Raw genomic sequence first — 22,072 nt, forward strand, 5'->3', positions numbered from 1 at the left:
ACCGGTCAGCCGACGGGGCGCCCGCCCTGCAGGACCGTGCGGACGATCGGCACGCCCGGGCGGTAGGCCAGGTGCACGTGCGAGGGCGCGTCGAGCACGACGAGGTCGGCCCGCGCCCCGGGCCGGAGCGTCCCGACGTCGTCGCGCCGCAGGGCCGCGGCTCCCCCGGCGGTGGCGGCGTGCACGGCCTCCAGCGGTGTCAGACCCATCTCCCGCACGGCGAGCGCCACGACGAACGGCATCGACGAGGAGTAGCAGCTGCCGGGGTTGCAGTCGGTGGCCAGGGCGACGGCGACGCCCGCGTCGAGGAGCGCCCGCGCGTCCGGGTAGGGCGAGCGGGTGGAGAACTCCACGGCGGGCAGCAGCGTCGCCACCGTGCTCGACCCGGCCAGGGCCGCGACGTCGTCGCCGGTGAGGTAGGTGCAGTGGTCGACGCTGGCGGCACCGACCTCGACGGCGAGCCGGACGCCGGGACCGGGCCCGAGCTGGTTGCCGTGCACGCGGGGCAGCAGCCCGGCACGGATCCCGGCCTCCAGGACCTCCCGGGACTCGTCGGCGTCGAACGCCGTGGCTGCGGCGGGTTCGCAGAAGACGTCGACCCACCGCGCGTGGGGTGCGCAGGCGGCGAGCATCGGCCCGGTGACGAGGTCGAGGTAGGCACGACGGTCGAGCTCGGCCGGCACGGTGTGGGCGCCGAGGAACGTCGTCTCGTCGGTGAGCTCGCGCGCCAGGCGCAGCATGCGTTCCTCGGTGGCGACGTCCTGGCCGTACCCGCTCTTGATCTCGACGGTCGTGGTCCCCTGGGCGAGCATCTCCGCCACGAGGCGTCCCGCGCCGTGGCGCAGCACGTCGTCGGAGGCGGCCCGCGTGGCCGCCACGGTGGTGGCGATGCCCCCGCCGGTGTAGGGCTCGCCGGCCATCCGGGCGGCGAACTCCGCGGACCGGTCCCCGGCGAAGACGACGTGCGAGTGCGAGTCCACGAACCCGGGCACCACGCAGCGTCCCTCGACGTCGAGCCGGTCGTCCGCGGCCGGGGCCCGTGCGGCGGGGCCTGTCCAGACGACCCGACCGCTGGAGACCACCAGCGCGGCGTCGGTCAGGACCCCCGACGGGCCGTGCGCGGGGTCGTGGGCGACGAGCTCGCCGATGCCCGTGACGAGCAGCGTGCGGTCCTCGGCCGGTTCCGTCATCGTCCCTCCTCCACGAGGTCCCAGATCCTCGCGATCGACGTCCGCAGGGCGGAGGCCACGTCCAGGTCGACGTGCCGCCCGTCGCGGACCACGGTGCGTCCGTCGCGGACCACGGTCCGCACGTCGCGGGCCCCGGCGACCAGCGCGGCCTGGGCGGGGTCGGTACCCGCCGTGGCCGGCGTGTCGAGGGCCACGGCGACGAGGTCGGCCCGCGCCCCGACCTCGATCCGGCCGGCGTCGTCCCAGCCGAGCGCGCGGTGGCCCGCCGCGGTGGCCGCCTCGACCACGGCGGCGGGTGCGAGCACGCCCCGGCGGCCGGTGCGCAGCCGGGCGTGCTCCTCCAGCCCGCGTGCCTCGGCGAGCAGGTCGGCGGCCACGTGCTGGTCGGAGCCGACGCACAGCGGCACCCCGGTCGCGGCGAGTCGGTCGACGGGGGCGAGTCCGTCGGCCAGGTCGCGTTCGGTCGTCGGGCAGACGCACACGGCGGTGCCGGACGCGGCCAGCCGGGCGACGTCGTCGGCGTCCAGGTGGACGCCGTGCACCACGGTGGTGCGCGGGCCGAGCGCACCGGCGGCGTCGAGCACCCCCGTGGGGCTCGTCCCGTGGGCCGTCCGTGCCGCCCGGTTCTCGCCGGGCTGCTCGGACAGGTGCGCGTGCAGCGGGGCCCCGTGCTCCCGCGCCCAGGCCGCGACGACGGCGATCTCCTCCGGGGCGAGGGCCCGCACCGAGTGCACGGCCGCCCCGACGCGGACGTCGTCCGCTCCCGCCCAGGCCGACCGGAGCTCCTCCACGCGGGTCCGCCAGGCGTCGGCGTCCCCGTCGCCGAAGCGCCGCTGCGCGGGCGCGAGCGGCTGGTACGAACCGTCCTCGAGACCACCGTGGAGGTAGCAGGTGTCGAGCAGCGTCAGGCGCACACCGGCCCGGGAGGCGGCCCGCCGCAGCGCCCCGGCCATGGCGTGCGGGTCGTCGTACCGGCCGCCGTCCGGCGCGTGGTGCACGTAGTGGAACTCCCCGACCGCCGTCACACCCGCGAGCGCCAGCTCCGCGTAGGTCGCCGTGGCCAGCTCCTCGTACGCCGCGGGGGTCAGGACGTCGGCGACGGCGTACATGCGCTCGCGCCAGGTCCAGAAGGATCCGCCGTCGTCGTGCGTGCGTCCGCGCAGCGCCCGGTGGAAGGCGTGCGAGTGCGCGTCCGCCAGCCCGGGCAGGACGACGCCGGGCAGCACCGTGTCGGTCGGGTCCGGCGTGGTCCCGGGTTCGACGGCGGTCACCCGGCCGGCGTCGGTCTCGACGCGCACCCCGGCGGCGAGGCCGCCCGGCAGCCACGCGTGCTCGCACCAGAAGCTCACGCGGCCTCCCCCAGGAGGTCGGTCAGGACGTCCGCGAGCGCCGCGACACCGGCCTCGCAGTCGGCCGCCTCGGCGTACTCGGTGGGGGTGTGGGAGGCACCCGTGGGGTTGCGGACGAACAGCATCGCGGTCGCCACGCCGGTGGCGGCGAGGATGCCGGCGTCGTGCCCGGCGCCGGTCCCGATCACGGGCGCGGGTGCGCCCCCGGCGGGTCGTCCGACGACGTCGGCCAGGCGGGCGGCCAGGGCCGGGTCGAACACGGTGGCCGGGGACCAGGACTCCTCGACGGGGCCGTAGCCCGACAGGTCGGCGAGGACCCGGTGCACGGCGTCCTCGCGGGGTGCCCGGGAGTCGATCCAGGCCCGGACCCGCGAGGGGATCGCGTTGACGCCGTTCGGCTCCACGGAGACCTTCGCGACGGTGGCGAGCGCGTCGGCCGACCCGGCGGCGGCTCGGACCTCCTGGATCAGCCCGGCCAGGTCCAGCATCGGGTCGTGCCGGTGGGCCAGCGGCGTCGTGCCCGCGTGGTTCGCCTCGCCGTGCAGGTCGACCCGCCAGCGGCCGTGCGGCCAGATCGCCGACGCCACCGCGACGGGCGATTCGTCGTCGCCGTGCAGGTCCGCGAGGTACCGCCCCTGCTCCACGTGCAGCTCGACGAAGGTGCCCACCCGGGCCAGCGCCTCGGTGTCGCGCCCGTAGCCGACCGGGTCCAGGCCCGCCCCGGCCAGCACGTCGGCGAGGGTGTCCCCGGCGTCGTCACGCAGACCGAGCAGACGGTCGGCACCCGCGGTGCCCGTCACGGCCCGGGACCCGAGGCAGGCCAGCCCGAACCGGGCGCCCTCCTCGTCGGAGAAGTTCACGACGCCGAGGGGCCGGGCGGGGCGCACACCGCGGGCCCGCAGCAGGTCGACGGCCGCGAAGGCGCTCGCGACGCCCAGCGGGCCGTCGAACGCGCCGCCCCCGGGCACCGAGTCGAGATGGCTGCCGGTGACGACGCCGGGGCCGTCGGCGTCCGGGTCGCCCCACCACGCCCACTGGTTCCCGGCGCGGTCCACGGTGACGTCGAGCCCGCGAGCGGCGGCCTCGGCGACGAACCACTCGCGCAGGGTGAGGTCCGCCGTCGTCCAGGCGAAGCGGGCGTACCCGCCGCTCGGGGCCCGTCCGACGTCGGCGAGGTCCCGCAGGAGTCCCGCGACACCGCTCACGCGTCACCCCGCATCGGCAGCTCGAGGCCACCACGTTCAGCCGCGGCGAGGGCGTCGTCGTACCCGGCGTCGGCGTGCCGCAGCACGCCCGTGGCCGGGTCGTTGGACAGCACCCGCTCGAGCTTCTGCGCGGCCAGGTCGGTGCCGTCGGCGACGGTCACCTGGCCGGCGTGGATCGACCGCCCCATCCCGACGCCGCCGCCGTGGTGCAGCGACACCCAGGTGGCGCCGGAGGCGGTGTTGACCATCGCGTTGAGCAGCGGCCAGTCCGCGATCGCGTCGGAGCCGTCCGCCATCGCCTCGGTCTCGCGGTAGGGCGAGGCCACCGATCCGGAGTCGAGGTGGTCGCGCCCGATGACGATCGGCGCGCTGATCTCGCCGGACTCGACCAGCTCGTTGAAGCGCAGCCCCGCCCGGTCGCGCTCGCCGTGCCCGAGCCAGCAGATGCGCGCGGGCAGCCCCTGGAAGGCGACCTTGTCCTGGGCGGCGCGGATCCACCGGTGCAGGTGGTCGTCGTCGGGGAAGAGGTCGAGCACGGCCCGGTCGGTGGCCGCGATGTCGCGCGGGTCCCCGGACAGCGCCGCCCACCGGAACGGCCCCTTGCCCTGGGCGAACAGCGGGCGGATGTAGGCGGGCACGAAGCCCGGGAACGCGAAGGCCCGCTCGTAACCGCCCTGGCGTGCCTCGTCGCGGATCGAGTTGCCGTAGTCGAACACCTCGGCACCGGCGTCCTGGAAGCCGACCATGGCCTCCACGTGCCGGGCCATCGACTCGCGGGCCCGGTCGGTGAACTCCTCGGGCTTCGCGGCGGCGTACTCGGCCCAGTCGGCGACGTCGACGCCCACCGGGAGGTAGGACAGCGGGTCGTGCGCGGAGGTCTGGTCGGTGACGACGTCCACGTCCGCGCCGCGGCGCAGCAGCTCGGGCAGCACCTCCGCGCTGTTCCCGGTCAGCCCGACCGACAGCGGCCGGGCGGCGGCCTTCGCCTCCTGCACCCGCTGCAGGGCGTCGTCGAGGGAGTCCGCGACGACGTCCAGGTAGCGCTCGCGCACGCGCCGGTCGAGACGCGCCCGGTCGACGTCGACCACGAGGCAGACACCCCCGTTGAGGGTGACGGCGAGCGGCTGCGCGCCGCCCATGCCGCCGCAGCCGCCCGTGACCGTCAGCGTCCCGGCCAGCGTGCCGCCGAAACGCCTGGCGGCCACCGCGGCGAGCGTCTCGTAGGTGCCCTGCAGGATGCCCTGCGCGCCGATGTAGATCCACGACCCGGCCGTCATCTGCCCGTACATCGTCAGCCCGAGCTGCTCGAGACGGCGGAACTCCGGCCAGGTGGCCCAGTCCCCCACGAGGTGGGAGTTGGCGATGAGCACCCGCGGCGCCCACTCGTGGGTCCGCAGCACCCCCACCGGTTTGCCGGACTGCACGAGCATCGTCTCGTCCGCGCGCAGGTCCGTCAGCGTGCGGACCATCGCGTGGAAGCTCGGCCAGTCCCGGGCGGCACGGCCCGTGCCGCCGTAGACGACCAGGTCGTCGGGACGCTCGGCGACCTCCGGGTCGAGGTTGTTCTGCAGCATGCGCAGCGGCGCCTCGGTCTGCCAGCTCCGGGCGGTCAGGGTGGTGCCGCGCGGGGCACGGACCGGCACGGGGGTGCCGCGGTCGTAGGTCGTCATCGGTGACTCCTCGGGTGGGTCGGGTCGGTCAGGCGAGCTCGCCGACGGCGGCGGTCGCGGCGTCCAGCACGGCCCCGCCGACCACGAGGTCGACGACGGCGTCGATCTCCGGCGTCAGGTACCGGTCGGGCCCCGGGCCCGCGACCCGGGTGCGCAGCAGGTCGCGGACGGCGCCGGTGCCCGCGGCCGGCCCGTGGGCCGGGTCCGCGGCGGCGCGCAGGTCCAGGGCCCGGGCGGCGGTGAGCAGCTCGATCGCCAGGACCCGGCTCAGCCCGTCGACGGCGCGGCGCAGCTTGCGGGCACCGGCCCAGCCCATGGAGACGTGGTCCTCCTGCATGGCCGAGGACGGGATCGAGTCCACGCTCGCCGGCGCCGCGAGACGCTTGAGCTCGGAGACGATCCCCGCGGCCGTGTACTGGGCGATCATCAGCCCCGAGTCCACGCCGGGGTCGTCGGCCAGGAACGGCGGCAGGCCCTCGTTGCGCGCGACGTCGAGGAACCTGTCGGTGCGGCGCTCGCTGATGCCGGCGACGTCGGCCACCGCGATCGCCACGAAGTCCAGGACGTACGCCACGGGGGCGCCGTGGAAGTTGCCGTTGGACTCCACCCGGCCGTCCACCGTCACCACCGGGTTGTCGATCGCCGCGGCCAGCTCCCGGTCGGCGACGAGGCGCGCGTGGTCGAGGGTGTCGCGGGCGGCGCCGTGCACCTGGGGCGCGCAGCGCAGCGAGTAGGCGTCCTGGACGCGGGTGCAGGACGGTGTCCCGTCGGGCTCGAGCTCGCGGTGGCTGGCCATGAGCGGGGACCCGGCGAGCAACGCCCGCAGGTTCGCCGCCGACGCCGCCTGCCCCGGGTGGGGGCGCATCGCCACGAGATCGGCCGCGTACGGGGCGTCGGAGCCCAGCAGCGCCTCGACGCTCTGCGCGGCTGCGACGTCGGCGGCGGCGAGCAGGCCCTGCAGGTCGTCCAGGGCCAGGCAGAGCTGGCCGAGCATCCCGTCGGTGCCGTTGATGAGGGCCAGCCCCTCCTTCTCCTGCAGGGCCAGCGGCTCGATCCCGGCCGCGGCCAGCGCCTCCCCGGCCGGGTGGCGGGTGCCCGCGGCGTCCCGGACCTCGCCCTCGCCGAGGGCGGCCAGGGCGACATGGGCGAGCGGTGCGAGATCGCCGGAACAGCCCAGGGAGCCGTACTCGTGGACGACGGGGGTGAGCCCCGCGTTCAGCATCGCCGCGTAGGTCTCGGCGACCTCGGGACGGACACCCGTGCGGCCGGTGCACAGCGTGGCCAGGCGCAGCAGCTGCAGGGCGCGCACCACCTCGGTCTCCACCTCGGGCCCGGACCCCGCGGCGTGGGAGCGCACGAGGGAGAGCTGGAGCTGGGCCCGCGACCCGGCGGGGATGTGCCGGCGGGCGAGGGCGCCGAACCCGGTGGACACGCCGTAGTGGGGGACGACGTCGTCCGCCAGCGCGTCGATCACGGCCCGGGAGCGCGCCATCGCGTCCCGGGCCGCGGCACCCACGGAGACCGGGGCGCCGTGGCGTGCGACGGCGACGACCTGGTCGACCCGCAGGGGGGACCCGTCCAGCAGGACCGTGGTGGTCCCCCGGCCGTCGGTGACGGGGGACGGCGGCGAGGGGTGCGTCGTGCTCATGCCCTCATCGCACACCCGCCGACGGTCGGCGGGGAGCCGTCGGACGGCGATAGTGTCTGGGATACCAGACAGTACGTCCCGGTCGGCCGAGGGAGGTGGTGCGGCGTGGCAGGCAGCAGCGACGTCCCCGCGGCGCGCGCCACGGCGCGCCTGCTCGCCCACCTGGCCGCCCAGCCCGGCCCGGTCCCCGCGTCGTCCGTGGCCGCGAGCCTCGACCTGCCCCGGTCCTCCGTCTACCACCTGCTGTCCGTCCTGGCCGACGAGGGGTTCGTGACCCACTACCCGGAGGAGCGCCGCTACGGACTCGGGGTCGCCACGCTCGGCCTCGGCACCGCCTACACGCGTCAGGCACCCGTGACGCGGCTGGCCCGCCCCGTGGTCTCCCGGCTGGTGGAGGCGACCGGCGAGAACGGCCACCTCGCGCTCCTCAACGGACGTGAGGTGCTCTACCTGGTCGAGCAGCGGGCACCGGGCCGCCCGCCGCTCGTGTCCGACGTCGACGTCCGCCTGCCCGCCCACCTCACGGCGTCCGGGCGGGCGGTCCTCGCCCATCTGCCCGCCGCCCAGGTCCGGGCCGCCTACCCGACCACCGGGGCGTTCAGCGACCGCACGGGACGGGGGCCGCGCACGCTCAGCGAGCTGCGGACGGTGCTGCGCGAGGTCCGGCGGCGGGGGTACGCGGTCGAGGACGGCGAGGTGACCGACGGGTTCGCCTCGGTGGCGGACGTCGTCGTCGACCACCTCGACCGGCCGGTGGCCGGGCTCGCCCTGACCTTCCGGTCCGCCGACCGGGGCCCCGAGGACCGCGAGCGGCTGGCCGACCAGGTGTCCCGGGCGGCCGCCGCGATCAGCACCCGGCTGGGCGCCCGGCCCCGGTGAGGGTCAGCCGCCGACGAGCGGCAGCAGCGCCAGCGTCGCCGCCGCCGCGAGCAGCGCGGCCACCGGGGCGGTGAGCAACCAGTAGATCGCGATCGTGCGGACCACGCCCCAGCGCACGGCGGTCCAGCGCCGGGTGGCGCCGGCGCCCATGATGGCCGAGGTGATGGTGTGCGTGCTCGACACCGGGGCGTAGAGCACGATGGCGTTCGCGTACAGCACGACCGCCGAGACCGACTCGGCGACGAACCCGCGCGCCGGGTCGAGGTCGATGATCCGCTGACCGAGCGTGCGCATGATGCGCCAACCGCCCGCGTAGGTGCCGATCCCCATGGCGGTGGCCGCCGAGATCTTGACCCACAGCGGGACGCCGCCGCTCGTCGTGGCCGCGCCGACGGTGATCAGCGCGAGCCAGATGACACCCATCGTCTTCTGCGCGGACTGCAGTCCGTGCCCGAGCGCCATGGCGGCGGCCGAGGCGGTCTGCGCGAGGCGGAACCGCCGGTTGACCCGTGCCGGGGCGACGTTCCGCAGCAGCCACATCAGCGCGAGCATGAGACCGAAGGCGCCGACGAACCCGACCGCCGGGGACAGCAGCATCGGCAGCACGACCTTGTCGACCACCTCGGCGCCGTACACCGCCATCCCGCCGGCCAGCCCGGCGCCCAGCAGCCCTCCGATGAGCGAGTGGGTCGAGGAGGTGGGCATCCCGGACCACCAGGCGTACAGGTTCCACACGATCGCGCCGAGCAGCGCGCTGAGCACCACGACGAGGGACTGCAGGGCGGTCGCGCCGTCGAGGTCGACGATCGAGGTCGCGATGGTCTCGGCCACCTCCGTGCCGAGCAGGGCGCCGACGAAGTTCATGCCCGCGGCCATCGTCACCGCGATGCGCGGGGTCAGGGCCCGCGTCGAGACGGAGGTCGCGATCGAGTTCGCCGCGTCGAGGAAGCCGTTGGTGTAGGCGAACCCCAGCGCGACGACCACGATGACGACGACCAGCGCGACCTCCACCGTCACGACTCCTTGACGCTGATGGACTCGACGAGGTGGGCCACGCGCTCGAAGGCGTCGGTGGCCTCCTCGAGGGTGTCGACGATCTCCTTGAGCTTGATGAGCAGGATCGGGTCGGCGACCTTGTCGAACAGGTGACCGAGCAGGGAGCGGTGCAGGTTGTCGCCCTGGTTCTCGAGCCGGTTGATCTCCACGCAGTACTCGGGGAGCTGGTCGAGCTTGCGCAGCCGCGGCATCGCGTCCGCGGTGAGCTCGGCGCAGCGCTGCAGCACCTGTACCTGCTCGGAGACGGCCATCGGCAGCTCGGAGACCTTGTACAGCACGATGAGGTGCCCCGCCTCGTCCATGGCGTCCATGCAGTCGTCCAGGGCGGAGGCCAGGTGGTACAGGTCGTCCCGGTCGAAGGGCGTCACGAAGGTCTGGTTGAGCCGCCGCTTGATCGAGTGCGTGACGTCGTCGGCGAGGTGCTCCGCCTCGGCGAGGCGGGCGACGATCTGCTCGCGCTCCGGCCGGGAGGCGCCCAGCAGCTCGGCGAGCAGCGAGGCACCGGTGACGGTGTGCCGCGCGAGGGCGGCGAGCAGCTCGTAGTAGGTCGAGTCGCGCGGAGTGAGGCGCAGACGCACAGAGACCCCCGGTGGGAAAGAACGCTTTGGTCAGTCACAGGGTAGGACCCGCCCCGGGGCAGCGCGTACTCCGGTCACGGAGATTCACCGCTCCGTGACGGTGGGAGGAGAAGAAGTGCGACGCCGGACCGGGAGCGCCTCTCGGCGCGTGGCCGCTCGAAGCGGCTGAAGATGGAGCCCGGGGCTACCGCGGCCCGGCGCCGCCCCACCATCGTAAGGGCGCGACCCGCACACGTCGAAACCTCTCGCCTCAGTCGAGCGATCCCGCACGCCACAGCGCCGCGGCGTGCTCCAGCTCCTCCGCCGTGCGCGTCAGGTCGCTCGCCCCGCGGGTCATGCGGGCGGCGGCGTCCGGGTCGGCCGTCTCGCGGGCGTCCGCGTCGTAGGCCGCGCCGGTGGCCAGGATCCGGCAGAAGGCGGCGGCCCGCTCGAGCGCGACGGCGAGGTCGCCGCCGTAGACGCCCGAGAGGACGCGGTCGGCCAGCTCGCGCAGGTCGCTCGGGGTGGGCGGCCGCGGCACCCCCGCGACGACCTCGTGGACGGGCGCCACGTCGACCCCGAGGCGGTAGCGCAGGCCGATGGTCCGGGGGTCCCGGCGCACCCACTCGCGCAGCGCGTACAGCCGCCAGAGCGCCCCGGGAAGGGACGCGGGGGCGGCGTCGGACCACAGCTCGGCCACGACGTCCAGCCCCTCCTCCTCCACGAGCCGGACCAGGCGTGCGACCACCTCCGGGTCCTCGGCGGCGCGCGCGGTGTGGACCACGGCGCGGGCGGTCGTGTGGGCCACCTCGTCGCGGCGTGCGGGATCGAGCTCTCCCGGCAGGCTCTCGGCCTCGACCGGGTCGAGCATCGCGGGGCGGCGGAAGCGGGGGCGGTCGGTCACCCCACCAGTCTCGCAGTCGGCGACCGGAATATTTGCATGCTGCAAGCACTTGACTTATTGTTTCTCGAAGCAACGAAAGGGGGTGCGCGATGTCCGACGACGCCACCACCGCTCTCGTCACGGCCCTCGAGCGGCTCAGCCGGGCCCAGCGCGAGGCCGCGGCCCGCATCGCCGGCGACCTCGGGCGCCCCCGCGCCGCGCTCGGCGTCGTGCGACTGCTGCGCGTCCGCGGCCCCGTCCAGCTCTGCGAGGTCGCCGACACCCTGCGCGTGGACGCCTCGGTCGCCAGCCGGCAGGTCGGCGCGCTCGTCGAGGGCGGCTACGTGCGACGCACCGTCGACGAGACCGACCGGCGCGCCCGCACCCTCGAGCTCACGGACGCCGGCCACCGGCTCGCCGCCCAGAGCGACGACCGGTTCGACGCCTTCGTCGCCGAGGCCTTCGCCGACTGGTCGGCCGAGGACCTCGCCGACGCCATCGACCACGTCCGCGACGTCGCGGACGCCATCAGCTCCGTCAGCCAGGAGGCCCCTCCCCGATGACCGACACGTCCACCCGATCCACCCCGACCGACACGCCCGCGACGAGCCGCGCCCCGGCGATGACCCGCCGCGAGACGCTGGAGGCCCTCTCGGGCATCCTGCTCGGCGTCTTCGTCTCCCTGCTCGCCACCACCATCGTCTCGACCGCGCTGCCGCGGATCGTCGCCGACCTCGAGGGCTCCCAGCACGCCTACACCTGGGTCGTCACGGCCATGCTGCTGACGATGACGATCTCCACCCCCCTGTGGGGCAAGCTCGCCGACCTGACGAACCGCAAGACGCTCATCCAGGTGGCGCTGCTCATCACCGTGGTCTCCGCGGCGTCGGCCGGGTTCGCCCAGAACATGGAGATGCTCATCACGTCCCGCGCCCTGCAGGGCGTCGGCGCCGGCGGGCTGATGTCCCTGGCGACCGTGCTGATGTCCGACATCATCAGCCCCCGCGAACGCGGCAAGTACATGGGCCTCATGGGTGGTGTCATGGCCGTGGCGCAGATCGGCGGCCCGCTGCTCGGCGGCGTCATCACCGACTCGATCGGCTGGCGCTGGACGTTCTTCGTCGGGGTGCCGTTCGCCGTCGTGGCCCTGGTCGTGCTCCGCACGACCCTGCACCTGCCCGCCAGGCCGCCGCGCACCGTGCGCATCGACGCCGCCGGCGCCGCGCTCATCGCCCTCGGGGTCGCCCTCCTGCTGCTGTGGGTCACCTTCGCCGGCGACCAGTTCGACTGGGCGTCCTGGCAGACGGCCGCCATGGTGGGCGGCGCCGTCGTCGCCCTCCTCGCCGCGGCCCTCGTCGAGCGCCGCGCACCCGAGCCGATCATCCCCCTGCACCTGTTCCGCAACCGGACGTTCGTGCTGTCCGTCGTCGCCTCGGCGGCGGTGGGCGTGGCGATGTTCGGCACCGCGGTGTTCCTCGCCCAGTACCTGCAGCTGGCCCGGGGCATGACACCCACCCAGTCGGGTCTGCAGACGATCCCCATGGTGGTCGGCACCATGGTGGGCGGGATCGTGCTCGGCCGGATCATCTCCCGCACGGGCCGCTACAAGGCGATCATGATCGGCGGGGCCGTCGTGCTGACCGCCTCCCTGTTCGGGATGTCGACGATCGGGACCGGCACCAGCCCGGTCGTGGTCTCCGTGTTCCTGTTCGGGCTCGGGCTGTCCGTGGGCGCGCTCATGCAGAACCTCGTGCTCGCCACCCAGAACACGCTCGGCCTGCGCGACATGGGCGCGGGCACGGCCACCGTGGCGTTCTTCCGCTCGCTGGGCGGCGCGATCGGCGTCTCGGCCCTCGGCGCCGTCCTGGCGGCCGACGTCCGTGACGAGATCACGCGCGGCCTGGCCGGGCTCGGGGTCCCCGCCGGGACGCTCGGCGGGTCCAGCGGCTCCGTGCCCGACATGTCCACGCTGCCGGCACCGGTCGCCGACGTCGTGTCCTCCGCCTACACCGAGGGGATCACCGGGATCTTCCTCGTCGCCGTCCCGATGGCCGTCGTGGCGCTCGTGGCGATCTGCTTCATCGTCGAGATCCCCCTCGGCGAGCGGTCCGGCATCGAGCAGACCCGCGACCTCGTCGCGGAGCAGGAGGCGGCGACGGACCCCGCTCCCGTCCCCGCCGCGGAGGATCGGACCACGCCCGCCGTCGACCCCCGGGAGTGACCGGCACCCGGCCCGGCAGGGGGAAATTCACCCGCTCCAGGGGGCCGGAGCTCAAATCGTGACCTCCGGAACGTCCCGAGAGCGTCGAGGGACCGCCATGATGGGGCACATGCACGACAGCGCTGCGCCCACGACCCCGCCGGACCCGACGACGGACCCCCTGGGTGCCCTGGAACGCGAGGTCCGCGTGCTGATCCGGCGGGCCCAGTCGACGGCCGCCCAGATGGCCCGGCTCATCCACCCGGAGCTCGACGCGTCGGCCTACCCGCTGCTCGCCCACATCGCCCAGTACCCGAACAGCCGCGGGTCCGACCTGGCGGCACACTTCGGCGTCGGCCGCGCCACCGTCTCCCGGCAGCTCAGCCGGATGGCGGACCTCGGACTGGTGCACCGCGAGACCGACCCCGAGGACACGCGCGGGCAGTGCATCACGCTCACCGACGACGGCGTCGCCCGGTTCGAGCACGCCCGCGACGCACGGATCGGCATGCTCGAGGGTGCCCTGGCGTCGTGGTCCGAGGAGGACATCGCCGAGCTCGCCACGCTGCTGCGCCGCTACTCGGCCGACGTGGTCCGCTGGCTGGGGACCCGTCAGGGCGAGGAGTCGCCCGCCACGTCGGGCACGCCGTCCGTCGCGACGGCGGGCTGACCGCGGGGCCGCCCCGGACGGGCGGCCCCCGACGGTCGCTCAGCCCTCGACGGGCTCGAACGTCATGCTGACCGAGTTCATGCAGTAGCGGTCACCGGTCGGCGTCTGGGGTGCGTCGTCGAACACGTGGCCCAGGTGGGACCCGCACCGCGCGCAGCGCACCTCGATGCGCACCATCCCCAGGGACCGGTCCTCGATCAGCTCGACGCGGTCCTCCGCCAACGGGGTGTAGAAGGACGGCCACCCGCAGTGGGATTCGAACTTGGTCTCGCTGCGGAACAGCTCGCCGCCGCAGCCGCGACAGCGGTACACGCCCTCGCGCTGCTCGTCGAGGAGCTCACCCGTCCACGGCCGCTCCGTCCCGGCCTGGCGCAGCACCGAGAACTCCTGCGGGGACAGCTCGATGCGCCACTGGTCGTCAGTCTTGGAAACGTCGTAGCTCATGTCGGCGCCAACACCGCACGTCCGAGCGGTGTTCCCCGGCTCAGCGCTGCCGCGAGCCGCCGGACCGCGACGGCCGCTGCCGACCCTGCTGACCCTGACGCGGCTGCGCGGTCGCGCCCTGGCTGCCCTGGCCACCACGGCCCCGGCGGCGACGGCGACGACCGTCGCCCGTGCCACCGGCGCCGGCCGTCGCGGCCTGCCCCGACGGCTTCTTCCCGGACGCGCGGCCCGCCTGCTGCTGCGGCGGCGTCTCGGACGGGGCCACGTAGGGGGCGACCTCGCCGACCAGCGCGGTCAGCGTCGCGTCACCGGGCGCGGCGGGCTGCGGGCGGGCGGTGATCCGCGCCTTGCGGGTCAGGTCGCGCACGTCGCCACGCTCCTCGGGGAGCATCACGGTGACGACGTCGCCGCCCGAGCCGGCGCGCGCCGTGCGCCCGGACCGGTGCAGGTACGCCTTGTGCTCGGCCGGCGGGTCGACGTGCACGACGAGCTCGATCTCGTCGACGTGGATGCCGCGCGCGGCGATGTCCGTCGCGACCATGACCTTGACGTCACCCGTCGAGAACGCGGCCAGGTTGCGTTCGCGCGCACCCTGCCCGAGGTTGCCGTGCAGGTCCACGGCCGGCACCCCGGCGGCGGTGAGCTGCCGGGCGAGCTTCTTCGCCTGGTGCTTCGTCCGCGTGAACAGCACCCGCCGGCCCGTCCCGCGGGCGAGCTCGTGGACGACCTGCTTCTTGGACTCCTTGTCCGCCACCGCGAGGATGTGGTGCGTCATCTTCGGCGGCGCGGCCGCGGCCTCGTCGACCGAGTGGGTCACCGGGTTCTTCAGGTAGCGCTTGACCAGGACGTCGACGCCGTTGTCCAGCGTGGCCGAGAAGAGCAGGCGCTGGCCGGTGCGCGGCGTGCGGTCCATGATCCGCTTCACGCCGGGCAGGAACCCGAGGTCGGCCATGTGGTCTGCCTCGTCCAGCACCGTGATCGCCACGTCCTCGAGCGTGAGCACCTTCTGGTTGAGCAGGTCCTCGAGACGCCCCGGGCACGCGATGACGACGTCGACGCCCTGACCGAGGGCCGTGACCTGGCGGGACTGCGCGACGCCGCCGAAGATCGTCGTCGTCCGCAGGCCGAGCGCCTCGGCGAGCGGCTTCATCGTCGCGTCGATCTGGTTCGCCAGCTCACGCGTCGGGCACAGCACCAGCGCGGTGGGCCTGTTCGGCACCCGGCGCGGGCGGCCTGCCGCACGCTCCCGCGCGGCACGCTGCGCCAGCCGGGTCACGACGGGCAACGAGAACGCGAGCGTCTTGCCGGACCCGGTCCGGCCGCGGCCGAGGACGTCGGATCCCGCGAGCGTGTCGGGCAACGAGGCCGACTGGATGGGGAAGGGGGTGGTGATGCCCGTCCGGGTCAGGTGCTCCACGACGGGGGCGGGCAGGCCGAATGCGGCGAAAGAAGTCAACAGAAAAGCCTCTCCGGACGTCGACGACGTCCACGGTCGGGGTCCGCCGCACGCAATCCGGGGGGATCTCCACGACGCCGGGCGCGCGGGTGTCGCAGCCGCCCTCGGGTCCCATTGTCACACGGCCCGTCGCTCGGACCCGCCGTGCCCCGGGCTCGACGTGGTGGAATGGCGGCCGTGGACGACTTCCTCACGACCGCCGGCGACGTGCTCGCGCAGATCTGGACCGCCGCGACCACCGCCGTGGACCCGCCCGACCGCACGGTGGTGATCGCCGCGGGCCTGGTGGCGCTGGCGGTCGTCGCCGTGTCCCCGGTGTGGCGTGTCGCACGGCACGTCATCACCATCGCGCACGAGGGGGCGCACGCGGTCGTGGCGATGCTCACGGGGCGGCGACTGGACGGCATCCGCCTGCACTCGGACACCTCGGGGCTCACGGTCACGGCGGGCCGCCCCCGGGGCCTGGGCATGATCCTCACCGCGTTCGCGGGATACGTCGGCCCCGGGCTCGTCGGCCTCGGCGCGGCCTGGCTGCTGCGCGCCGGGTACGCCGTCGGGCTGCTCTGGCTCCTCGTCGTGCTGCTGGCCCTGCTGCTGCTGAAGATCCGCAACTGGTTCGGCCTGTGGTCCGTGCTCGTCAGCGGCGCCCTGCTGGTCGGGGTGTCCTGGTGGCTCGACCCGACCGTGCAGTCCGCCGTCGCGTACGCCGTGACCTGGTTCCTGCTCCTCGGTGCGGTGCGGCCCGTGGCCGAGCTGCAGTCGCAGCGGGCCAGGGGCCGCGCCCGCACCTCGGACGCGGATCAGCTCGGACGGCTCACCGGCGTGCCGGGGATCGTCTGGGTCCTGATCTTCTTCCTGGTGACGGTCGGTGCACTGGTGCTCGGCGGGTCGTGGATCGTCGGACCGGTCACGACCGCCTGAGCGGTCTCGTCAGAGCTTCGCGTAGCGGGCCCGGGCGAAGGAGTAGACGCCGTACGCGGCGATCCCGACACCCAGGACGACGAGCAGCGCGACACCGAACGGCTGCTCACGGACCGTGGTCAGCGCCTCCTCCATGCCACCGGCCTGGTCGGCGTCGTGCGTGACGGCCGCGGCGACGAACAGACCGCCCAGGACGCCGAGCGCGATGCCCTTGGCGATGTAGCCCACCTGGCCGAGGCGGACGACCGCGTTACCCACTGCGCCACCACCGGTGCCCCGCAGGTCCTCGAGGAACTTCTTGGTCGCGCCCTTGTAGATGTGGTAAATCCCGACGCCGATGACGGTGAGACCGACGGCGCCCACCAGCAGCACGCCGCCGGGAGCCCCCATCACGGAGGCGGTGAGGCTCTCCTCCTTGTTGCCACCGCCGCCCGACCCGCTGCCGGTGGCGTACTGACCCGCCGTGAACGCGAGCACGGCGTAGAGGATGCCCTTGCCCGCCGCCTTGACGCGGGCGCCGGCCTCCTTCTTGTCCGACACGCCGGGGACACCGATGATCGCCTCGGTGAGTTCCCAGAGCCCGAGCGCCGCGAAGCCGACGGTCGCCGCCCAGAGCAGGATCTCGCCGCCCGGCGCCTGGCTGACCTGCTGCATCGCACCCGACGAGTCGGCCTGCCCGGAGGAGGACCCGAAGGCGAGCTGCACCGCCAGCCAGCCGATGATCAGGTGCAGCAGACCCGAGGCCGCGTAGCCGGCCCGAGCGAGGGTGCGGACGGCCGGATGGTTGCGGGCTTGCCGGGCAGCGCCCTGGGCACTCTGGGACGTGGATGACACGTGGACACCTCCTGGTCGCCGCGACGGTCGCGGCGTGCCGTTCACCATGGCGCACATGTCCGCTCGGCGCCATGCGAGACGAAGGACGGCGGGCCGCCCTCCTTCGGGAGGACGACCCGCCGTCGCGGAGCTGGGGAGCTCAGGCCTGCGGCGTGAGCACGAATCCCGGTCCCTCGGGGGAGGGCTCGGCGTCGAGCTGCAGCGCGTCGAGAGCCGGCGCCGAGCTGGAGTCGACGAAGACGTTGGTCTCGCCGGACTCGTCGACCACCTGGTCCTCGGGCTGGGGCGCGGGGACGAGCGCGAGCTCGAAGTTGCCCGGCTGCTCGGCGGACTGCGCGATACGCAGACCGCCCTCGGCCGGGACGCCGGCCTGCTCGGCCAGCGAGTCGACGGCGGTGCGGGCGTTGTCCGTCACGGTGAGCATGGGAGCTCCTCTCGTCGGGTACGCGACTCGTCCACCGAATCAGGACCACGCGGCGAACGCAACGGTTCGCCGCGATCGCCGGAGAACGTCCCGGCCTGTGAGACTGCAGGTGACAGACCTGCCGGCGGGGCTTATGTTGCCCTCCCGACCGCAATGTGAGACTCCTCGCAGCACACGGCGGCGCAGCGCCCGCCGGCGCGCGGCGCCAGTAGGCTGGCCACAGCCTCCGGCCGGACGGTCGGCGGCGGGCCTCTAGCTCAATCGGCAGAGCAACGGACTTTTAATCCGTGGGTTCAGGGTTCGATCCCCTGGGGGCCCACCAGGCGCCACGGCGGCCGCGCCGCCGAGGCCCGCGGGTCCGTCACTGGCATGATCACCCTCACGAGTCACCGGCAACGGCGGGAGGCCCTGCAGTGTCCGAGGCAGATCACGACGACGCGGAAGCACGTCTCGCTGCGCGGGAGTTCTTCGCCTCAGCGCTCTACATGGCCCTGGTCCTCCTGGCCGCGCTGGTGGCCGTGCCCACCGACCGGCTGCCCTCGGACGAGGCGGTGGCCGGGCTGCTGGTCGGCAGTGCGATCGGCCTGACCCTGGCGCACTGGCTCGCCTTCCGCCTGGCGTCACACCTCACCGAGGGAGGCGGTTTCGCGACGGAGTCCGCCGCCCGGGAGGCCGGCGCCCAGATCGCCGGTGGTGTCGCCGTCGCTGCTGTCGCTGCCCTTCCGTTCCTTCTCCTCGACGGCGCGGCCGCGCTGATCGGCTCGCTCGTGCTGCTGGCCACGCTCCCCGCGGTGACGGGCGTGACGATCGCGCGGCTTCGAGGGAGGCCCTGGCTCACCAGTCTCGTCACGGGCGCGGTTGCGCTCACGCTCGCTGCCGTCGTCGTCCTGGTCAAGAGCGCCGTGGGGCACTGACCCCGGTCTCGGAAGAACGCACCGCCGTGCGGGCGGTCAGACCGACAGGAGGAAGAGAGTCGTCTCGTCGACGGCATAGGCGGTGGAGCGGTCGAGCGTGGCGATCGCCTGCGCCGACGCGATCTCCTCGTGCTCGGTCCACTGCCGGCCGTCGGCGCTGACCCAGGCCGTCCCGTCGACGTCCACACCCCACAGCGAGCCGTCGACCCCGGCGGACACCTGCCGCAGCAGCGGCGCCCCGTCCACCGGGGCGAAGGAGGCCGCTCGGTCCGTGCTGTGCATCAGGCCGTCCGGGGTGGCGGCCCACACCTCGTCACCGACCGCGGCGAGGGACGCGGCCGCCATCCGCGGCCCCTGGTCCCAGGTCGACCCGCCGTCGGTCGAGACGATCAGCCCGGTGACGCCGTCGAAACCGACGAGGTAGTCGTCGGTGACGGCCAGGGCGTGGAAGTCGATCTCGCCGGTCAGGGACACCGGGTCCCAGGTCTCGCCCCCGTCGTCGCTGCGCAGGAGCCCGAGCGGGTTGGGCAGCGGGCTGCCCGGACCGGGGTGGCCGGAGGACACCAGACGTCGGGTGCCGGGCAGCCCGGTCATGCCCATGAGGTCGTCCTGCGGGCCGACGGCGGTCACGCTCCCCTGGTCGTCGATGACGCGCACGCCCTCGTGGGTCCCGGCGCGCACGACACCCTCCTCGTCCACGACCAGGCCGTGGACGTGGCTGATCGCCTCGTCGAGCGCCACGGTCCGCACGCGCGGACCGTTCTCCTCGGGTGCCGGGGAGGACGGTGACGGGGAGGACCCGGCCGCGGTGTCCGACGACGGGGAGGACGAGAGCGTCGGTGTCGACGTCCCACCGGTGACGGCATCTCCCCCCTCCTGCTCGGCGGCGCCGCACGAGGACAGGACCAGGGAGAGCACGGCGGCGAGGGCGAGGACGGCGGGGCGGTTCATGGGGGGAGCTCCTCGGGTCGGTGGTGGGATGCGTGCGGGCGGTGACGCCGGGCGCGACACCCGGAGCCGAGGATCGCGGGGCTCGGCACATGACGATCGTGGCCCCGTCAGGAGGAGAGAACGCCGCGAGTTCGATGAAGGTTCCATCAAGGCGGCCTACCGAGGACCGTCCGGACCCCGCCCGGGGTGCCGCCGGGTCCTAGCATCGAGGGGGACGACGAAGGAGAGTGGCGATGGCGGACCGGGTCCGGGCACTGGTCGTCGAGGACGAACGCGCGCTGGCCGACGTGATCGCCGGCTATCTGCGCCGGGAGCAGTTCGACGTTCTCGTCACCCATGACGGCCCGGCCGCGGTCGAGGCGGCCCGCACCCACGCACCGGACCTGATCATGCTGGACATCATGCTGCCGGGATTCGACGGCATCGAGGTCTGCCGCCGGGTGCGCACCTTCAGCGACGCGTACGTCGTGATGCTCACGGCCCGCGACGAGGAGACGGACAAGGTCGTCGGTCTGTCGGTCGGCGCCGACGACTACGTGGTCAAGCCGTTCTCCCCGCGCGAGCTGGTCGCGCGGGTGCAGGCGATGCTGCGCCGACCACGCTCCGCGGCTCCCGACCGGGCGGCCGCGACCCGCGTGCTCGCCCTGGGGGACGTGACGGTCGACCCCGAGTCGAGGCAGGTCACCGTCGACGGCCGGGAGGTCGACCTGACCCGCACCGAGTTCGACCTGCTGGCCACCATGGCGGCACGACCGCGCACGGCGTTCAGCCGCGAGCAGCTGATGGAGGCGGTGTGGGGGCCGGGCTGGTTCGGCGACGAGCACGTCGTCGACGTCCACGTCGGGCATCTGCGCCGGAAGCTCGGTGACGATCCCGCCGTGCCCCGCTACATCCGTACCGTTCGCGGCGTCGGCTACGGGGCGGTCTCGCGGTGAGCACCGCCCGGGCGCGCGGGCCGCGACGCCGGATCCGGGACGGCCTGGCCGTGCGTCTGATGCTGGCGCAGCTCCTGGTGATCACCGCCGGGGCGGTCACGCTGCTGGGGACCGCCTTCCTCGTCGCCCCGGGGCTGTTCTCCGACCACCTCGCCCGCGCCGGAGCCCCGGACGAGGAGACGCTCGGCCATGTCCGGTCCGCGTTCACGGACGCCCTCGGCATCGCCCTGCCGGTCGGAGCCCTGATGGCGCTCGCGGCCGCCGGACTGGTCTCGTGGGTGCTGGTGCGACGTCTGGTCCGCCCGATCGAGCAGCTCGCCGACTCGGCGGACGCCATCGCGACGGGACGCGGCGAAGTGCCGGTCCCCGTCGCGGCGTTCAGCTCCGAGATGCGGCAGCTGTCGGACTCCTTCGAGCAGATGGCGCGGCGGCTGGCCGACGTCGACAGCGGCCGCGCCCGCCTGCTCGCCGACCTCGCCCACGAGCTGCGGACGCCGTTGGCCACGCTCGAGGCCTATCTGCAGGGAATGCAGGACGGTGTCGTCCCGCTGACCGACGAGTCGTGGGACACCGCCCAGCAGCAGGTCGACCGGCTGCGTCGCCTCAGCAGCGACGTGCGCGAGGTCGCGGCCGCCCAGGAGCACGCGCTCGACCTGCGTCGCGAGCCGCTGGACATGGTCGAGTCCGCCGCCTCCGCCGTCGCACTCGTGGAGCCACGAGCAGCGGCCGCCGGCATCACCGTGGCGCTGGTGCCCCCGCAGGTACCGACGGCCGAGGTGCTCGCCGACCGTGACCGGATCGGGCAGGTGCTGGGGAACCTGCTGGACAACGCCGTGCGCCACACGCCGCCCGGCGGGAGGGTCGACGTGGGCGTGGCCCGGGGCGACGACCAGGTCACGGTGACCGTGACGGACACCGGGCCGGGCGTCCCCGCCGAACAGCTCGAGGCGATCTTCGAGCGGTTCCACCGCGGTGACCCCTCGCGCACCGCCGACGGGTCGGGCAGCGGGCTCGGCCTCACCATCGCCCGGGCCGTCGTGGTCGAGCTCGGTGGCCGGATCGAGGCGAGCAGCCCGCAGGGCACCGCCGGCGGGGCCCGGTTCACCGTGCGACTGCCGGCGCTCGGTCCTCCGCAGGCGACTTGATCGTTTCTTCACCCGGCGGAGATCGATCCGCCGGGGGGCCGCGACATCCTCGAAGGAGTCGGTACCAGCGGGGGCCGGCCGGACAGCGGAGGGAGGAATCGTGATCGGCATCGCACCGGGCACCCTGGTCGCCGACGACGGCGGGACCGGCTGGGGCCACATGGGAGACGGCTGGGGCATGGGCGGGGCCGGCGGGTGGATGATGCTCGTCTGGGTCGTCGTCTGGGTCGTGGTCCTGGGACTGATCGTCTGGGGCGTGGTCGCCCTGACCCGCAGCGGCCGGCGCGACGACGGCGCGGCACCCCCCACGCCCACCGAGGTCCTGGAGATGCGCTTCGCCCGCGGGGAGATCACCGACGAGGAGTACCGCCGGGCACGGGAGACGCTCGAGGACCGCAGGAACGACGGTCGATAGCGCGGGCGGTCCCCCTGCTCCGGTGCGCCGCGGCCCGCAGGACGTCGGGGCCGCGACGCGTCGATCCGATCCTTCGGTCGCCTTGTCGGTCAGGTCCCCCGTTTCGCCCGAACCCTCCGGGGCGGGACCGGGTGATTTCCGGCCGACCACCGAGGTTCGGGACTTTTGGCACCTTGACGGTCCTCGGGGCCGGGCGAACGATTTCTCGTAGAGGCAGCGACCTTCGAGGGGGAGGGGGCGCATCGCGCGACACCGACGACGGTGTCGCCCAGGGTTCCGGTCACGTTCGCGACGCCACAGCTGCCCTGCGCCCCGAACCTTGATGA

At 74.3% G+C, this 22,072-nt stretch carries 22 protein-coding genes and 1 tRNA gene; 10 read left to right on the forward strand and 13 right to left on the reverse strand.

Annotated features, from left to right (window positions below):
• Positions 1-5: 5 nt before the first annotated feature.
• Genes hutI through hutH form a run of 5 tightly spaced genes read right to left on the reverse strand, consistent with a single transcriptional unit; the run spans position 6 to position 7,062 of the window.
• The gene (hutI, locus tag Q6350_RS02290) at positions 6-1,190 is read right to left on the reverse strand and encodes an imidazolonepropionase (RefSeq protein WP_305064959.1); all 1,185 of its coding nucleotides are present in this window, start codon (positions 1,188-1,190) and stop codon (positions 6-8) included.
• Positions 1,187-2,539: a formimidoylglutamate deiminase gene (locus Q6350_RS02295; protein ID WP_304602681.1), complete on the reverse strand. Its 1,353-nt coding sequence runs from the start codon at positions 2,537-2,539 to the stop codon at positions 1,187-1,189. Before Q6350_RS02295 ends, hutI begins: the two co-directional genes overlap by 4 nt.
• A complete protein-coding gene (locus Q6350_RS02300; protein WP_304602682.1) occupies positions 2,536-3,744 on the reverse strand; it encodes an allantoate amidohydrolase in 1,209 nt (402 codons plus the stop codon). The genes Q6350_RS02295 and Q6350_RS02300 overlap by 4 nt, the downstream gene beginning before the upstream one ends.
• Positions 3,741-5,414, reverse strand: coding sequence for a urocanate hydratase (gene hutU / locus Q6350_RS02305; protein ID WP_304606670.1), 1,674 nt, complete (start codon positions 5,412-5,414; stop codon positions 3,741-3,743). Before hutU ends, Q6350_RS02300 begins: the two co-directional genes overlap by 4 nt.
• Before the next feature lie 28 nt (positions 5,415-5,442).
• Positions 5,443-7,062, reverse strand: a complete 1,620-nt coding sequence (hutH, locus tag Q6350_RS02310) for a histidine ammonia-lyase (protein WP_304602684.1) — start codon at positions 7,060-7,062, stop codon at positions 5,443-5,445.
• A gap of 105 nt (positions 7,063-7,167) precedes the next feature.
• Between hutH and Q6350_RS02315 the strand changes: the two genes are divergently transcribed.
• Entirely contained in the window at positions 7,168-7,941 is a 774-nt protein-coding gene (locus Q6350_RS02315; RefSeq protein WP_304602685.1) for an IclR family transcriptional regulator, read from the forward strand.
• Positions 7,942-7,944: 3 nt separating this feature from the next.
• Here the strand turns inward: Q6350_RS02315 and Q6350_RS02320 are convergent, their stop codons facing one another.
• From Q6350_RS02320 to Q6350_RS02330, 3 genes are all read right to left on the reverse strand, one after another.
• The gene (locus tag Q6350_RS02320; RefSeq protein WP_304603086.1) at positions 7,945-8,952 is read right to left on the reverse strand and encodes an inorganic phosphate transporter; all 1,008 of its coding nucleotides are present in this window, start codon (positions 8,950-8,952) and stop codon (positions 7,945-7,947) included.
• A gap of 2 nt (positions 8,953-8,954) precedes the next feature.
• Positions 8,955-9,575: a DUF47 domain-containing protein gene (locus Q6350_RS02325; protein WP_171246526.1), complete on the reverse strand. Its 621-nt coding sequence runs from the start codon at positions 9,573-9,575 to the stop codon at positions 8,955-8,957.
• A gap of 250 nt (positions 9,576-9,825) precedes the next feature.
• Positions 9,826-10,425 carry a hypothetical protein gene (locus tag Q6350_RS02330; RefSeq protein ID WP_171246565.1) on the reverse strand — a complete coding sequence of 200 codons (600 nt, stop codon included), beginning with the start codon at positions 10,423-10,425 and terminating at the stop codon, positions 9,826-9,828.
• 122 nt (positions 10,426-10,547) lie between these two features.
• Here Q6350_RS02330 and Q6350_RS02335 point away from each other — a divergent pair, with 122 nt between their 5' ends.
• The 3 genes from Q6350_RS02335 (at position 10,548) to Q6350_RS02345 (ending at position 13,307) form a co-directional block, all read left to right on the forward strand.
• Positions 10,548-11,000 carry a MarR family winged helix-turn-helix transcriptional regulator gene (locus tag Q6350_RS02335; protein ID WP_305064962.1) on the forward strand — a complete coding sequence of 151 codons (453 nt, stop codon included), beginning with the start codon at positions 10,548-10,550 and terminating at the stop codon, positions 10,998-11,000.
• A complete protein-coding gene (locus tag Q6350_RS02340; protein WP_305064963.1) occupies positions 10,997-12,658 on the forward strand; it encodes an MDR family MFS transporter in 1,662 nt (553 codons plus the stop codon). Before Q6350_RS02335 ends, Q6350_RS02340 begins: the two co-directional genes overlap by 4 nt.
• Positions 12,659-12,767: 109 nt before the next feature.
• Positions 12,768-13,307: a MarR family winged helix-turn-helix transcriptional regulator gene (locus Q6350_RS02345; protein ID WP_171246529.1), complete on the forward strand. Its 540-nt coding sequence runs from the start codon at positions 12,768-12,770 to the stop codon at positions 13,305-13,307.
• Between the two features lie 39 nt (positions 13,308-13,346).
• Here the strand turns inward: Q6350_RS02345 and msrB are convergent, their stop codons facing one another.
• On the reverse strand, positions 13,347-13,751 hold the full coding sequence (gene msrB, locus Q6350_RS02350; RefSeq protein ID WP_304602687.1) for a peptide-methionine (R)-S-oxide reductase MsrB: 405 nt from the start codon (positions 13,749-13,751) through the stop codon (positions 13,347-13,349).
• A gap of 40 nt (positions 13,752-13,791) precedes the next feature.
• Positions 13,792-15,207: a DEAD/DEAH box helicase gene (locus Q6350_RS02355; RefSeq protein ID WP_305064966.1), complete on the reverse strand. Its 1,416-nt coding sequence runs from the start codon at positions 15,205-15,207 to the stop codon at positions 13,792-13,794.
• A gap of 168 nt (positions 15,208-15,375) precedes the next feature.
• Here Q6350_RS02355 and Q6350_RS02360 point away from each other — a divergent pair, with 168 nt between their 5' ends.
• Positions 15,376-16,128: a M50 family metallopeptidase gene (locus Q6350_RS02360; RefSeq protein WP_171246532.1), complete on the forward strand. Its 753-nt coding sequence runs from the start codon at positions 15,376-15,378 to the stop codon at positions 16,126-16,128.
• Between the two features lie 9 nt (positions 16,129-16,137).
• On the opposite strand, the gene Q6350_RS02365 is transcribed toward Q6350_RS02360, so the two are convergent.
• A complete protein-coding gene (locus Q6350_RS02365) occupies positions 16,138-16,962 on the reverse strand; it encodes a DUF1206 domain-containing protein (RefSeq protein ID WP_304606667.1) in 825 nt (274 codons plus the stop codon).
• Between the two features lie 139 nt (positions 16,963-17,101).
• Complete coding sequence (locus Q6350_RS02370) at positions 17,102-17,386, reverse strand: Fe-S cluster assembly protein HesB (RefSeq protein WP_304602690.1); 285 nt, start codon at positions 17,384-17,386, stop codon at positions 17,102-17,104.
• A 246-nt stretch (positions 17,387-17,632) separates the two neighbouring features.
• Between Q6350_RS02370 and Q6350_RS02375 the strand changes: the two genes are divergently transcribed.
• Together Q6350_RS02375 and Q6350_RS02380 are read left to right on the forward strand one after the other, a co-directional pair.
• Positions 17,633-17,708 (forward strand) — tRNA-Lys (locus tag Q6350_RS02375).
• A 91-nt stretch (positions 17,709-17,799) separates the two neighbouring features.
• Positions 17,800-18,300, forward strand: coding sequence for a hypothetical protein (locus Q6350_RS02380; RefSeq protein ID WP_305064969.1), 501 nt, complete (start codon positions 17,800-17,802; stop codon positions 18,298-18,300).
• A gap of 36 nt (positions 18,301-18,336) precedes the next feature.
• On the opposite strand, the gene Q6350_RS02385 is transcribed toward Q6350_RS02380, so the two are convergent.
• The gene (locus Q6350_RS02385; RefSeq protein ID WP_305064971.1) at positions 18,337-19,251 is read right to left on the reverse strand and encodes a F510_1955 family glycosylhydrolase; all 915 of its coding nucleotides are present in this window, start codon (positions 19,249-19,251) and stop codon (positions 18,337-18,339) included.
• A gap of 233 nt (positions 19,252-19,484) precedes the next feature.
• Between Q6350_RS02385 and Q6350_RS02390 the strand changes: the two genes are divergently transcribed.
• From Q6350_RS02390 to Q6350_RS02400, 3 genes are all read left to right on the forward strand, one after another.
• A complete protein-coding gene (locus Q6350_RS02390; protein ID WP_304602693.1) occupies positions 19,485-20,186 on the forward strand; it encodes a response regulator transcription factor in 702 nt (233 codons plus the stop codon).
• On the forward strand, positions 20,183-21,331 hold the full coding sequence (locus Q6350_RS02395) for a cell wall metabolism sensor histidine kinase WalK (RefSeq protein WP_305064973.1): 1,149 nt from the start codon (positions 20,183-20,185) through the stop codon (positions 21,329-21,331). Before Q6350_RS02390 ends, Q6350_RS02395 begins: the two co-directional genes overlap by 4 nt.
• Before the next feature lie 100 nt (positions 21,332-21,431).
• Positions 21,432-21,746 (forward strand): SHOCT domain-containing protein, encoded by a 315-nt coding sequence (locus Q6350_RS02400; RefSeq protein WP_304602695.1) that lies wholly within the window; start codon positions 21,432-21,434, stop codon positions 21,744-21,746.
• Positions 21,747-22,072 lie beyond the last annotated feature (326 nt).

The sequence above is a fragment of the Isoptericola sp. b515 genome (assembly GCF_030588125.1).
Lineage (GTDB): Bacteria > Actinomycetota > Actinomycetes > Actinomycetales > Cellulomonadaceae > Isoptericola > Isoptericola sediminis.

What these genes read in the sequence shown, in the direction of transcription:
- msrB (WP_304602687.1), bottom strand. Translation starts at nt 13,751, where the DNA reads ATGAGCTACGACGTTTCCAAGACTGACGACCAGTGGCGCATCGAGCTG.
- Q6350_RS02335 (WP_305064962.1), top strand. Translation starts at nt 10,548, where the DNA reads ATGTCCGACGACGCCACCACCGCTCTCGTCACGGCCCTCGAGCGGCTC.
- hutI (WP_305064959.1), bottom strand. Translation starts at nt 1,190, where the DNA reads ATGACGGAACCGGCCGAGGACCGCACGCTGCTCGTCACGGGCATCGGC.
- Q6350_RS02385 (WP_305064971.1), bottom strand. Translation starts at nt 19,251, where the DNA reads ATGAACCGCCCCGCCGTCCTCGCCCTCGCCGCCGTGCTCTCCCTGGTC.
- Q6350_RS02370 (WP_304602690.1), bottom strand. Translation starts at nt 17,386, where the DNA reads ATGCTCACCGTGACGGACAACGCCCGCACCGCCGTCGACTCGCTGGCC.
- Q6350_RS02360 (WP_171246532.1), top strand. Translation starts at nt 15,376, where the DNA reads ATGGCGGCCGTGGACGACTTCCTCACGACCGCCGGCGACGTGCTCGCG.
- Q6350_RS02345 (WP_171246529.1), top strand. Translation starts at nt 12,768, where the DNA reads ATGCACGACAGCGCTGCGCCCACGACCCCGCCGGACCCGACGACGGAC.
- hutU (WP_304606670.1), bottom strand. Translation starts at nt 5,414, where the DNA reads ATGACGACCTACGACCGCGGCACCCCCGTGCCGGTCCGTGCCCCGCGC.
- hutH (WP_304602684.1), bottom strand. Translation starts at nt 7,062, where the DNA reads ATGAGCACGACGCACCCCTCGCCGCCGTCCCCCGTCACCGACGGCCGG.
- Q6350_RS02330 (WP_171246565.1), bottom strand. Translation starts at nt 10,425, where the DNA reads ATGCTCGACCCGGTCGAGGCCGAGAGCCTGCCGGGAGAGCTCGATCCC.
- Q6350_RS02340 (WP_305064963.1), top strand. Translation starts at nt 10,997, where the DNA reads ATGACCGACACGTCCACCCGATCCACCCCGACCGACACGCCCGCGACG.
- Q6350_RS02390 (WP_304602693.1), top strand. Translation starts at nt 19,485, where the DNA reads ATGGCGGACCGGGTCCGGGCACTGGTCGTCGAGGACGAACGCGCGCTG.